Annotated in this window: 12 protein-coding genes and 2 pseudogenes; 11 read left to right on the plus strand and 3 right to left on the minus strand. The window is 60.2% G+C overall.

Annotated elements, in window-relative coordinates:
- Positions 1-136 precede the first annotated feature (136 nt).
- The 6 genes from HKD46_RS06160 to HKD46_RS06185 all read left to right on the plus strand — a co-directional run bounded on the left by HKD46_RS06160 (position 137) and on the right by HKD46_RS06185 (position 5,329).
- Positions 137-1,270, plus strand: a complete 1,134-nt coding sequence (locus tag HKD46_RS06160; RefSeq protein WP_171865031.1) for a methyltransferase — start codon at positions 137-139, stop codon at positions 1,268-1,270.
- 24 nt (positions 1,271-1,294) lie between these two features.
- Entirely contained in the window at positions 1,295-1,867 is a 573-nt protein-coding gene (locus HKD46_RS06165) for a YajG family lipoprotein (protein WP_010673362.1), read from the plus strand.
- A gap of 14 nt (positions 1,868-1,881) precedes the next feature.
- Positions 1,882-2,433, plus strand: coding sequence for a peptidylprolyl isomerase (locus tag HKD46_RS06170; RefSeq protein WP_171865032.1), 552 nt, complete (start codon positions 1,882-1,884; stop codon positions 2,431-2,433).
- 114 nt (positions 2,434-2,547) lie between these two features.
- A complete protein-coding gene (locus tag HKD46_RS06175; RefSeq protein WP_109421958.1) occupies positions 2,548-2,877 on the plus strand; it encodes a hypothetical protein in 330 nt (109 codons plus the stop codon).
- Between the two features lie 85 nt (positions 2,878-2,962).
- The gene (locus HKD46_RS06180) at positions 2,963-4,366 is read left to right on the plus strand and encodes an AmpG family muropeptide MFS transporter (protein WP_109421957.1); all 1,404 of its coding nucleotides are present in this window, start codon (positions 2,963-2,965) and stop codon (positions 4,364-4,366) included.
- A 156-nt stretch (positions 4,367-4,522) separates the two neighbouring features.
- Positions 4,523-5,329 (plus strand): outer membrane protein OmpK, encoded by an 807-nt coding sequence (locus HKD46_RS06185; protein ID WP_010673358.1) that lies wholly within the window; start codon positions 4,523-4,525, stop codon positions 5,327-5,329.
- A 103-nt stretch (positions 5,330-5,432) separates the two neighbouring features.
- Here HKD46_RS06185 and HKD46_RS06190 read toward each other — a convergent pair whose 3' ends face one another.
- Positions 5,433-5,915: a YajQ family cyclic di-GMP-binding protein gene (locus tag HKD46_RS06190; RefSeq protein WP_010673357.1), complete on the minus strand. Its 483-nt coding sequence runs from the start codon at positions 5,913-5,915 to the stop codon at positions 5,433-5,435.
- A gap of 358 nt (positions 5,916-6,273) precedes the next feature.
- Between HKD46_RS06190 and HKD46_RS06195 the strand changes: the two genes are divergently transcribed.
- The 3 genes from HKD46_RS06195 (at position 6,274) to HKD46_RS06205 (ending at position 9,637) form a co-directional block, all read left to right on the plus strand.
- Entirely contained in the window at positions 6,274-7,221 is a 948-nt protein-coding gene (locus HKD46_RS06195; RefSeq protein WP_103261459.1) for a ketopantoate reductase family protein, read from the plus strand.
- Between the two features lie 30 nt (positions 7,222-7,251).
- Positions 7,252-7,827 carry a DJ-1 family glyoxalase III gene (locus tag HKD46_RS06200; RefSeq protein ID WP_045523612.1) on the plus strand — a complete coding sequence of 192 codons (576 nt, stop codon included), beginning with the start codon at positions 7,252-7,254 and terminating at the stop codon, positions 7,825-7,827.
- A 319-nt stretch (positions 7,828-8,146) separates the two neighbouring features.
- Positions 8,147-9,637, plus strand: a complete 1,491-nt coding sequence (locus tag HKD46_RS06205) for a SulP family inorganic anion transporter (RefSeq protein WP_109421956.1) — start codon at positions 8,147-8,149, stop codon at positions 9,635-9,637.
- A gap of 145 nt (positions 9,638-9,782) precedes the next feature.
- On the opposite strand, the pseudogene HKD46_RS06210 reads toward HKD46_RS06205, so the two are convergent.
- Positions 9,783-10,574, minus strand: a pseudogene (locus HKD46_RS06210) (ATP-binding protein); the annotation flags it as partial.
- On the opposite strand from HKD46_RS06210, the gene HKD46_RS06215 reads away from it, so the two are divergent.
- Positions 10,515-10,928 carry a hypothetical protein gene (locus HKD46_RS06215; protein ID WP_235673803.1) on the plus strand — a complete coding sequence of 138 codons (414 nt, stop codon included), beginning with the start codon at positions 10,515-10,517 and terminating at the stop codon, positions 10,926-10,928. The pseudogene HKD46_RS06210 and the gene HKD46_RS06215 overlap by 60 nt on opposite strands.
- A gap of 57 nt (positions 10,929-10,985) precedes the next feature.
- Positions 10,986-12,365, plus strand: coding sequence for a glycoside hydrolase family 1 protein (locus HKD46_RS06220; RefSeq protein ID WP_109421955.1), 1,380 nt, complete (start codon positions 10,986-10,988; stop codon positions 12,363-12,365).
- An 86-nt stretch (positions 12,366-12,451) separates the two neighbouring features.
- Here HKD46_RS06220 and HKD46_RS06225 read toward each other — a convergent pair.
- Positions 12,452-12,982, minus strand: a pseudogene (locus HKD46_RS06225) (ISAs1-like element ISKpn9 family transposase); the annotation flags it as partial.

Consider the following 12,982-nt stretch of genomic DNA (forward strand, 5'->3'; position numbering starts at 1 on the left):
CGAAGGATCCGCTCGCTCTCGCCGCACCGGACTGGTGAATTTCTCCGCCGCCGCTAGAATAGCGCCACTTTCACCGCTGCCGGGCAACACGGGGCAGACGGTCGCCATTCATCAATCACACGTTGGACTCTTGCCTATGCAAACCCTGCTCGACACGGCCCACTGCCGCCTGACCCTGTATCGTTACCCGCGGCAGAGCCAGGACCCCCTGCAGGCCTGGGATGCGGCGGACGAGTATCTGATAAGCCACCTTGCCGAATCGCAGCAGGCACCTGACGGCCCCGTCATCATCATGAACGACGGCTTCGGCGCCCTGGCAGGCTACCTGCATGCCCACGACCCCGTCTGCGTGACCGACTCCCACATCAGCGAGCGGGCCACCCTGACCAACCTGGCGGAAAACGGGCTGGATCCCCACGCCATCACCCTGCAGGATGCGCTGGCCCCCCTGCCCGATGCCCCCGCCCTGGTGGTGATCAAGGTCTCCAAGTATCAGGCGCTGCTGGAGCAGCAACTGCTTTCCCTGCGCGGGGTCGTGACCCCCGCGACCCGCATCATTGCTGCCGGCAAGGCCAAGGACATCCACACCTCCACCCTCAAGCTGTTCGAGAAGTATCTGGGGGAGACCCGCACCTCGCTCGCCTGGAAGAAGGCGCGCCTCATTCATTGCACCCCGGCCGCCGAGCGCCCGTCCCTGACCAGTCCCTTCCCGACCGTCTGGCCGCTGGAAGGCACCGACATGCTCATCCACAACCATGCCAACGTGTTCTCGCGCACCAGCCTGGATATCGGCGCCCGCTTCATGCTGGACAACCTGCCCATCCACAGTGCCCGCAGAGTGATCGATCTGGGATGTGGCAACGGCGTGCTCGGGCTCTCCCTGCTCGCGCGCGACAGCGAGGTGGAGGTGACCTTCATCGACGAATCCCGGATGGCGGTAGCGTCCGCACGGCTCAACGTCGAGCACAACCAGCCCGATGCCCTGCCCCGTGCCCACTTCATGGTCAACAACTGTCTCGATGACGTTCCCGTCGGGGCAGCGGACAGGATCCTCTGCAATCCCCCCTTCCATCAGTTGCAGGCGATCACCGATCACATCGCCTGGCAGATGTTCAGCGATGCCCACCGGGTGTTGCCTCAGGGGGGCGAACTCTGGATAGTAGGCAACCGTCATCTGGACTATCACAACAAACTCAAGCGCCTGTTTGGCAACGCACAAGTCGTTGCGTCGAACAGCAAATTCGTTATTTTGAAAGCCATCAAACGCTAAAGATAAAGCTAAAGGAAACCCATGATGAAAAAGTCACTCTTGCTGCTGGCTGCTCTGGTATTGGGCGGTTGTGCTACTCACTGGCCCGAGAGCGCCCTGCTCAACCCGCAAGTCATCCCCTCCAACCAGCAGTACTACTCCGGCAACCGCATCACCATGGAAGGGGTGGACAAGCGTGAAGCCGCCTATGTCTTCTCCATCAAGAAGAAAGAGAAGGCTCCTGTGCTGGTGAACAGCAGTCAGCCTCTCAACAGCCTGCTGGCTGAAAAACTGGCGGAAGGGCTGCGCAGCCAGGGCCTGGAAGTGGGCAACAGCGGCACCACCAACCTGACGCTGGCCATCTCCACTGCCGCCGTCACCGTGGAAGAGAAGACCTTCACCTATGTCACCAAGTCCCGCGTCAGCCTGCAGGTGATTGCCGACTTCCAGGGCAGCAAGCTGACCAAGCAGTTCAACATGTCCTCCAGCAAAGAGAGCCCGGGCGAGCCGAGCATGGCCGATCTGGAATCCACCCTGAACCAGCAACTGGGCAGCGTGCTGCAGCAGATCATGGCCGACGAGGCGCTGCGCGGTTATCTCAAGGGCCAGCCGAGCTGAGCGAGGACATATAAATGAAGAAACTCTGGTTACTGATCATCTTAATCGCCCCCCTGGCTTTTGCCGGTCAAAAAGTCCAGATGGAGACCAACCATGGCACCATCGTCGTGGAGCTGGCCCCCAAACAGGCACCCCAGACCGTGAAGAACTTCCTGCGCTACGTGGCAGACGGCAGCTATGACGGCAGCCTGTTCCACCGGGTGATCCAGAACTTCGTGGTGCAGGGTGGGGGCTACAACCAGCAGTTCCAGCCCCTGCCGACCTTCGATCCCGTGGTCAACGAGTCCAGAGGCGGCCTGCCCAACAAGCGCGGTACCATCGCCATGGCCCGCACCCAGGCGGTCGACAGCGCCACTCGCCAGTTCTATTTCAATCTGGTGGACAACGACAACCTCAACGCCAATGCCGGCGCCGGTTACACCGTGTTCGGCCAGGTTGTGAAGGGGATGGAGGTGCTGGACAAACTGGCCCAGGTCCAGACCGGCTACAGCTCCATCCTGCGTGCCAACGACGTCCCCACCAGCCCCATCATCCTGAAGAAAGTGGTGCTGCTCGCGGACAAATAACGCGGCCCGGATCACATTCCACCGCGTCCCTGAACGGGTCACCGGTCTCTTTTTCTATACTCTGCTCCCCGATGTGTGCCACGCATCGGGGAGCAGAACCAGAAGGAGGAGCCGGTGACCTGTCATGATTACATAACCCAACACGCCGACCCGCTGGCACAGGCGGTTCGCCATTTTCTGGCACGCAAGATTCCCTACCAGCAGCTGGAAGACTTGAGCTGGCAGCTCCTCTCCCATTGGCAGGCGCTCTGCGTGATCCCCATGGACAAAACCCCCGCCAACGCACAGGAAGGTGTGTTCTGGCATCTGCTTCACAGCCTGCACCTGTGGGATGAGCAGCGCCTCCTCTGTGATGACGCGCTGCGCCTGCAACTCATGGCCTGCGCCAATTTTCTCGCCGACGAGGGCCCCTGCCCGCACCACTGCATCGGCCCACGTCCCTGAAACCTGCCGCCCGCCACTCGGCTTGCCTTGGCTACGCCTGCCGAACCTGACAAAATGACCCCCTTTTCCCAGAGGAGTCAGGCTGTTGAACAATCTCCGCCCGCCCAGTCACACACCGGGCCGCGCCACCCGCTGGCGAGATGCCCTCGCCGTCTATCTGGAAGCGCGGGTACTCATCCTGTTCGCCATGGGATTCTCCTCCGGCCTGCCCTTGCTGCTGGTCTTTGGCACCCTCTCGTTCTGGCTGCGCGAGGCGGATGTCAGCCTGACCGACATCGGCTACATGAGCTGGGTAGCGCTGGCCTACGGTTTCAAGTGGCTGTGGTCGCCTCTGGTGGATCGGCTGCCCCTGCCCCTGCTGTCACGGCTGCTTGGGCGACGACGCAGCTGGATGCTGTTCTCCCAGGTGCTGATCGCCCTCTCCCTGGTGGGGATGGCCTATTGCGATCCCAAGACCCAGCTCGCCCAGCTGGCCCTCTTCGCCCTGCTGGTGGCTTTCTCCTCTGCCACCCAGGACATCGTCATCGATGCCTATCGCATCGAATCCGCTCCCGAGCGGCTGCAGGCGGCCATGGCCGCTTCTTATATGACGGGGTATCGACTCGCCATGATCATGGCGGGAGCGGGGGCGCTGGCGCTGGCGGCCTGGCTCGGCAGCAACAGCGGCTATGACTATCGCGGCTGGCAGCTCACCTATCTGCTGATGGGAGGGCTGATGTCTCTTGGCATCCTCACCACCCTGATGAGTCACGAGCCGCAGATCGATCTCAAGAGTCAGGACGAGCAGCAGATGGCGCGCAAGGCCACCCTGCTGGCACGGGGTTGGTCACCCACGCTGGCCGGGCTGGGGGCCTGGACCTACGAGGCCATCTGGTGTCCCTTCGCCGACTTCTTTCGCCGCTACGGCTCCTCGGCCCTGCTGATCCTCGGGCTTATCGCCTGCTATCGCATCTCGGACGTGGTGATGGGGGTGATGTCCAACAGCTTCTATGTGGATCTGCAGTTCAGCAAGACGGAAGTGGCCACCATCACCAAGGTCTATGGTGTCATCATGACGCTGGTGGGAGCCGCGCTCGGGGGCGTGCTGGTGATGCGCTTTGGCACCCTGCGCATCCTGTTCCTCGGCGCCGTGCTGACCGCCAGCACCAATCTGCTGTTCGCTCTCCTCAACGAAGTGGGCCACAACCTGGAGCTGCTGACTCTGATCATCTCGCTGGACAACCTCAGCGCCGGCATAGCGACGGCTGCGTTTGTAACCTATCTATCGAGCCTCACCAACGTCGCCTTCTCCGCCACCCAGTACGCCCTGTTCAGCTCCATCATGCTGTTGCTGCCCAAGTTGCTGGCGGGGTTTTCTGGTCGCGTGGTGGAGCAGATCGGCTACAGCCACTTCTTCATCGGCACCAGTCTGCTCGGCATTCCGGTGATGCTCCTGATCATCATGGTTGCCAAACGAGGCAGCACCTTGTCACCACAAACGCACAAATAGCAAGCGTTTGCGCATTTTAGGGGGTGATTAGATTCACAAATCCTGACAAAGTTCCCTGGTGCTTGTTTATCCGCTGAATTTATTTGGCTAGAATCCCTTCCGCTCCTTGTGGGCAGGCTACGGAAAACCTCAACTAACGCACAAGAGACCAATAAAATGGCCAAATTTACCAAGACTCTGATCGCTGCCGGTCTGCTGGCTGCCTCCGCCACTCCGGCACTGGCTGCCGATTACAGCGGCGACATCCACAAGAACGACTACAAGTGGTTCCAGTTCAACGTGATGCACACCATCGATCAGCTGCCCTACGCTGAGTCCGAAGGTGGTTACAACGATACCTACTTCGAAATGGAGTTTGGTGGCCGTTCCGGTATCTTCGATCTGTACGGTTACGTCGACGTTTTCGACATCTTCCAGAACCGTCACGACGACAAGCACAACCAGGACAACCTGTTCATCAAATTTGCACCGCGCATCTCCATCGATGCCATGACCGGCAAAGATCTCTCCTTCGGCCCGGTGCAGGAAGTCTACATCGCCAACCTGATCAACGTCGGTGGTCCGGATGGTCTGTTTGAAGCCATGACCGGTCTGGGTGCAGACGTCATGGTGCCCTGGTTCGGCAAAATGGGCATGAACCTGTATGCCCGTCACGTCAATGAAGGCGGTGGCGAGCAGGGCTGGAACGGCTATCAGTTCTCCATGAACTGGTTCAAGCCTTTCTACACCTTCTCCAACGGCAGCTTCGTAGCCTATCAGGGTTACCTGGATCACCTGTTTGATGCCAAGGACACTTCCACCGACGGTACCGCCATGTTCAACGGCCTGTACTGGCACTCCGACCGCTACGCCGTCGGTTACGGTCTGAAGTACTTCAACGACATCTATGGCATCCAGAACGGCTCCTACGGTCTGAAGACCACTGGTTTCGGCCACTACTTCTCCGTGACCTACAAGTTCTAATCGAACTCGTCACACGGACACAAAAAAACCGGAGCAGCTGCTCCGGTTTTTTTATGCCCTCATGCTGGCAGTGGGGGGAGAGCCGCGCCCTCCCCGTTCGCCATCAATCGCGGAAGTTCTGGAACTGCATCGGCTGGCCCAGTTCGGCGCCACGCACCAGCGCCATGGTCTCTTGCAGATCGTCGCGCTTCTTGCCGGTGACCCGCACCTCGTCGCCCTGGATGGCGGCCTGCACCTTGATCTTGGAATCCTTGATGAGCTTCACCAGCTTCTTGGCCACTTCCTTGTCGATCCCCTGCTTGAACTTCACGGTCAGGTGGAAACGCTTGCCGGAGTGGACGCTGTCACCCACGTCCATGGAACTGTTCTCGATCTGGCGCTTGAGCAGGGCGCCGCGCAGGATCTCGACCATCTGCTTGAGCTGGAAATCGGCGTCGGCTTCCAGCTTTACTTCTTCCTTGTTCAATTCGAAGCTGGCTTCCACACCACGAAAATCGAAACGGGTCGCCAGTTCACGGTTGGCGTTATCAACGGCGTTCAACACCTCGTTCATTTTGACTTCAGAGACAATATCGAATGACGGCATAGCCGGGCTCCTCATGCTGTACTTCAGGTTGTGCTGACAGGTGGGCAAATCTACCAGAAAACGGGCAAATTTGCTGATTTCGATGGGATTGCTCTGCTAGAATCCCCTGCGCACAGGAATGGTGAGACCCGTTAGAACCCGTCCAGGAGCGGTCGCGAGAGGTCCGACACTCGGTGAAGTGCAGCCCAGGAACCCGTATGGTCATGCATACATGAGGCTCCCTGGCTGCGCATGAGCCTTGAGCACGACCCGACAGCCAGCTCATGCACCGGTTCCAGGTATTCACCAAGCGACATCTTCCCTTATCCCGGGTTGGCGGTTGACAGGATGGCAGCCCTTCCCATGATCGAGCCTCTTCATGCCAAGCGGATTACGCGACAACAACCTGAAAACACGCCGTCACCCTGCCTCTCCCGAGTGGACCTTGCTGGGCTGCGGCGCCCTGGGCGGCGTCTTCGCCTCCCTGTTGACCCAAAGCGGCCAAGCAACCCGCCTCCTGCTGCGCGAGCGCCATCGTGCCACCTTGCACCCCGGCGTCGACTTTACCTCCCTTGAGGGGCATACCCAGCTCCTGGCCATCGAACGCGCCTTCATCGACAAGCCGGGCAGCATCAAACGCCTGCTGGTCATGACCAAGGCGGGGCAGGTGATATCGGCCCTCACTCCCCTGGTCGGGCAACTGGCGGCAGGGGTGCCCATCGTGCTGCTGCACAACGGCATGGGGATCGCCGATCAGGTGGTCGCACTCTTCCCAGACAACCCCGTGATCGCCGGCGTCACCAGCCATGGCGCCATGCAGAGCGGCCACTTCGTGTTCCGCCACACCGGCAAGGGGGAGACCTGGCTGGGCCCTGTCAACGAAGCGGCCCGTGCCCATGCCCACCTCGCCGACGAGCTGGCCAGCGCCCTGGGTCAGGCCGGCTGGGATGAGCAGATCCTGACACGCCAGTGGCAGAAACTCGCCGTCAACTGCGCCATCAATCCCCTCACCGCGCTCTACAAGCTCAAGAACGGCGAATTGGCCGGTCCGCGTTTTGCCGATGCCCTGCAGCAAATCTGCGTGGAAGTGGCTGACGTCATGCGGGCCGAAGGTCAGCCTACCGGCAGCGAAGAGCTGCTACGCCGCGTCATGATGGTGGTGGAGCTCACCGCCGACAATTACTCTTCCATGTATCAGGACATGGAACAGGGCCGCGAGACCGAGATCGAGGCCATCACCGGCTTCCTGCTGAACAAGGCCGTCCTTCACGGTATCGCGGTGCCGGTCAATCAGGGCCTCTATCAGGCCGTCAAAGAGAAGCGCTGAGCAGAGCAGCTGGCAAGCAAGGAGTGCTAGATGAGCGTACTGGTATTGGTGGCCCCCGGGTCGGAAGAGATAGAGACGGTTGCCATCGTCGATACCCTGGTTCGGGGTGGCATCGATGTGGTGCTGGCCTCCTGTTGCCCCACCGGAGCGCGCCAGATCCTCGCCTCTCGCGGGGTGCAACTGGTGGCGGATTGCCATCTCGACGAGCTGACCACCCGTGACTTCGATGCCATGGTCGTGCCGGGCGGTCTGCCCGGCAGCGAAGTGATCCGCGACACCCCCCTCGCCATCGACCTGCTACGGGAGCAGGCAGGCCTCGGCCGCTGGCGCGCCGCCATCTGCGCCGCACCCGCCGTGGTACTGCACCATCACGGCTTGCTGGGGGATGCGAGCACCACCTGCCATCCGGGCTTTCAGGCCCGTCTGCCCGCGACACAATTGAGCACGGCGCGGGTAGTGACCGATGAAGCCCATCGCCTGATCACCAGCCAGGGCCCGGGTACCGCTATCGAGTTCGCTCTCGAGATAATACGGGTACTGCGAGGTGACGAGGCCGCCCGTACGGTGGCCGGTCCCATGGTGTTGCCCCCCTCGCTATCGCCATAACCACATCGGGCACTCCGATGAAAGCGACAGAGCCCCCTTGCTTGGTCTATGTTGGCTGCTCTTGTGCTAGATAAAACAATCCGGGCTTCCCCGGCCTGGCACCGGCTGTTAACATGCGCCCCTTATGCCTGTTATGTGCTCTGGGGTGGCCGTCACGCCGCCCTGACCCTGCCCTGTGCGGCTTCTGCCGCCTGACTCCGGTTATGCCGACCGGCCGGTTTACCCGGCCATCAACAGCCAATCCAACCCTGTGATCCCCGCCATTTCCCCTGATTTGCGGGCCTGTGGCCATGGATCCTCAACGAGCGAGAAAATCCCCATGCTGGAACGTGCAAGACAAGAGTGGTTCTCCAACATACGGGGCGATCTGCTGTCGGGCATCGTCGTCGCCCTGGCGCTGATCCCGGAGGCCATCGCCTTCTCCATCATTGCGGGCGTCGACCCCAAGGTCGGCCTTTATGCCTCCTTCTCTATCGCCGTGGTCATCGCCTTCGTCGGCGGTCGTCCCGGCATGATTTCCGCCGCCACCGGCGCGATGGCGCTCCTGATGGTGACCCTGGTCAAGGAACATGGCCTGCAGTATCTGCTGGCGGCCACCCTGCTCACCGGCCTCTTCCAGATAGCGGCGGGCTACCTCAGGCTCGGCAGCCTGATGCGATTCGTCTCCCGCTCCGTGGTGACCGGCTTCGTCAACGCCCTGGCCATCCTTATCTTCATGGCCCAGCTGCCCGAGCTCACCAACGTCACCTGGCAGGTCTACGCCATGACCGCGGCCGGGCTTGGCATCATCTATCTGTTCCCGCTCGTTCCCGTGGTGGGCAAACTGCTCCCCTCCCCCCTGCTGTGCATCGTCATCCTGACGGCGGTGGCCATCACCCTGGGCATCGACATCCGTACCGTGGGCGACATGGGCGAGCTGCCCGATACCCTGCCGGTCTTCCTCTGGCCCGACGTGCCCCTCAATCTGGAGACCCTGGCCATCATCTTCCCCTACTCAGCGGGGCTGGCGGTGGTGGGACTGCTCGAGTCCATGATGACGGCAGCCATCGTCGACGAGATGACCGACACCCCAAGCGATCGCAACCGCGAGTGCAAGGGTCAGGGGATCGCCAACATCGGCGCCGGTCTGCTGGGAGGCATGGCGGGGTGCGCCATGATTGGCCAGTCCGTCATCAACATCAAATCCGGTGGCCGCGGCCGCCTCTCCACCTTCGTGGCGGGGACCCTGCTCATCCTGATGGTGGTCTTCATGGATGAGTGGATCCGTCAGATCCCCATGGCAGCCCTGGTGGCCGTGATGATCATGGTTTCCATCGGCACGTTTTCCTGGGAGTCGGTACGCAACCTGAAGAGCCACCCCCTCTCCACCAACCTGGTGATGGTAACCACCGTCGCCGTGGTGGTCGCGACCCACAACCTGGCACTCGGGGTATTCGTAGGGGTGCTGCTCGCCTCCCTCTTCTTCGCCCACAAGGTTGCCCGCGTCATGCTGGTCAAGAGCGACAGCGAGCGCAGCGGCGCCGTGCGTACCTATCTGGTGCGGGGCCAGATCTTCTTTGCCAGCGCCGAGCAGTTCCTGGCCGGTTTCGATTTCAGGGAGGAAGTGGAGAAGGTGGTCATCGACCTGACGCACGCCCACTTCTGGGACATCACCGCCATCACGGCCCTCGACAAGGTGGTCATCAAGTTCCGCCGTGAGGGGAAAGAGGTGGCGGTCATCGGCCTGAACGACGCCAGTGCCACCCTGGTCGATCGCTTTGCCATCCACGACAAACGCCAGGAGGGAGAGCCCCTGCTGGCCGAGCATTGATCCCGGCGCGCCCCAAGAGGGCGCTGCCTGCAAGCCATAAAAAAGCCCGTCTCTCCCCATGAGATGGGCTTATTTTGGGCTGTTGGATCACAGTCAACACACGCGCCTCGGCGCGCCCATCCCGAGCCGATGCGGCAATGCGGGGTCATGACCTGCCGTCAGGGTGCAAGAGGGGCCAGGAAAGCAGGAACAGGGTGCCGCCCCGCCCGCCGGATTGGCAGACCGCACTGCCGCCGTGGGCCTCGACAATGGCCTTTACCACCGCCAGCCCGAGCCCGCTGCCGCCACTCTTGCGCGAGCGTGACGGATCCCCTCGGCGAAACGCCTCGAAGATATAGGCGGCGACCTCCTCGCTGATACCAGGCCCCTCATCCTCCACGCTCAGGATGCACTGGACGCCCGAACGATACAGGCGCACGGTCAGCATGCCCGGCACCGCGTGCTTCTGGGCATTTTCCAGCAGCGCCATCAGAGCCTGACGGATGCGAAGTGCATCGCAACAGACACAAAGCTCGGCATCGAGCTCCCGCTTGAGAGTGAAACCGTTCGCGGCAAGAGGGGTGGCAAACGCCTCGAGCACCACGGCAAGCTCGTCGGCCAGCCTGATCTCCTCTCGTTGCAGCTCCAGGTGGCCGCTGTCGTTGAGACTGAGCACCCGCAAATCTTCGATCAGGTGGGTCAATCCCTCCACCTGACGCAGCAAGCCTTCAAAGAGCGCACGCTCTGGCGGAAATACCCCTTCGGCCAGCCCCTGCAAGCGGCCACGCAAGATGGTCACCGGGGTGCGCAACTCGTGGGCGATGGCGGCATTCCAGAACTCCCGCTCGCGGGTCATGCTCTGCAGTCGCTCGGCCATGGTGTTGAAGTCCCGCACCAGTTGCGCCGTCTCCCCGATCGCCTGTTCATCCAGCGGCACGCGCGCAACGAGCCGATCCTGTTTGGTGCTCCCATCATCATGAACCCGGTCTTCTTCCTGCCCTTCATCCTGGTGCCGGTGATCAACGCCATCCTGGCCTGGTTCGCGGTGGATCTGGGTCTGGTTGAGAAGGTCGTGATGCTGACCGCATGGACCACGCCGGCCCCCATCGGCGCCTCCTGGGCGACCAACTGGGCCTTCAGTCCGGTCATCATGTGCTTCATCTGCATGGGGATCTCCGCCCTGATGTATTACCCCTTCGTGCGAGCTTACGAACGCACCCTGCTCAAGCAGGAAGCCGAGACGGCTGAAGCGGAAGAAGCCGCCAGATCAGAAAAAGCAGACACAATCACACCGATTCAGAGTCAGGCGTAAGCGCCAGGCGTGCGGGCGCCACGCCGCCTGCACGCCGGTCATCAAGAGGAAACTGCAATGCAATATACATTCCCCGAAGGCTTCTGGTGGGGTAGCGCCTCGTCGGCCGCACAATCGGAAGGGGCTGCCAATGTGGGCGGCAAGGCACCAACCATCTGGGATCACTGGTTCGAGACGGAGCCACACCGTTTCCATGGTCAGGTTGGCCCGGCCAACACCTCCACCTTCTACGATCGTTATCGTGAAGACATCGCATTGATGGAACAGATTGGCCACAACAGCTTCCGCACATCCATCTCCTGGGCCCGGTTGCTGCCGGATGGCCACACCGTCAACCAGGAGGCCGTCGACTTCTACAACAAGGTTATCGATGAGCTGCTGGCCAAGGGGATCAAACCCTTCATCGGCCTGTTCCACTTCGACATGCCGATGTACTGGCAGGAGCAGGGTGGCTGGGAGAGCCGCGAAACCGTGGCGGCCTATGCCGAGTACGCAGCGCTCTGCTTCAAACTGTTCGGTGATCGCGTCGCCTGCTGGATGACCTTCAATGAACCCGTTGTGGTAGTGGAAGGAGGGTATCTGTATGACTTCCATTACCCGAACCAGATGGACTTCAAACGGGCAGCCCAGGTGGCCTATCACATGATGCTGGCCCACAGTCTGGCGGTGAAGCGTTATCGCACACTCTCCCTGCCCGGCCAGATCGGCATCGTCCTGAACCTGACCCCCTCCTATCCGCGCTCTTCAAACCCGGCAGACTTGAAGGCCTCGTTCATTGCCGACCTGTTCTTCAACCGTGCCTTCCTCGATCCTGCGGTGAAGGGGGTTTATCCCCAGGAGCTGATCGATATCCTGCGCGAGCACGATCAGATGCCAGTTGTGCAAAGCGGCGACTGCGAACTGCTGGCCGCCGGCAAGATCGATCTGCTCGGCATCAACTACTACCAGCCGCGGCGAGTGAAGGCACGCATGACGGCCATCAACCCGGACTCCCCTTTCCTGCCTGACTGGTTCTTCGAGAATTACGAGATGCCAGGCCGCAAAATGAACCCTTATCGCGGCTGGGAAATATATGAGTGCGGTATTTATGACATATTGATCAACCTGCGAGATAACTATGGAAATATCCCAAGCTATATCTCCGAAAATGGTATGGGTGTCGAAGGGGAGCACAGATTCATTGGTGAAGATGGTCAGGTAAAAGACGATTATCGTATCGACTTCATTCGCGGCCACCTCCAGTGGATTCATACCGCCATTGCCGAAGGAAGTCATTGCCGTGGTTATCACCTGTGGACCTTTATTGACAACTGGTCCTGGATGAATGCCTACAAGAACCGTTATGGATTCATCAGCCTTGATTTGGAAAGCCAGCAGCGCACCGTCAAGAAAAGTGGTGAATGGTTCGCCAACGTCTCTCGTAATAATGGATTTTAAGGAGTCATAAATGATGGATCTTGAAGAAGCAGTCATGGGCATCATCGTCAATGCCGGCCAATCTCGCAGGGCTGACGCATCAGTGTTTATACTTTGAACAACCCCATACATTCGAACAAATATTGTTCATTCAGACAGCAGAGCCTGCGCTTGTTGGCCATGCTTAGATTACGTGATTTGTTTTGCTTCAGCATGTTCAGTATCCACTGCCTGATGACCGCTAAGTTTTCCCCAGCGAAGCCCGCTCTGGCCTGAAGTTGATCCTCTCCGAACGCAATATCTAAAGTCCAGTGCAGCAGATTTTCTACCGACCAGTGCGCTCGGGTTGCCTTCAGCGCTGAGGTGGCATCCAACGCTCGGCTACTTATATAAAATCTCACGAAATCATAGCCTTTGCCATTTTCAATTCGCTCAGCCTGCACGGCTATGATCGTCTTCGCTTTCCACTGCTGGCAAACTGGCATGCTTTCATCAACCACCAGAACCCAACAACGTCGATGCTCTTTTCGCCCATGTTCTGAGTCAAATTGTTCAGTAAAGCCGTGCCCCGAAACATCGCTTTCATTCTTATCCCAATACGCTTGGAACTGTTCTTTTACTTCAGTATTGAGGCTAGG

The organism is Aeromonas sp. TW 6, assembly GCF_013168745.1.
Classification (GTDB): Bacteria; Pseudomonadota; Gammaproteobacteria; order Enterobacterales; family Aeromonadaceae; genus Aeromonas; species Aeromonas caviae.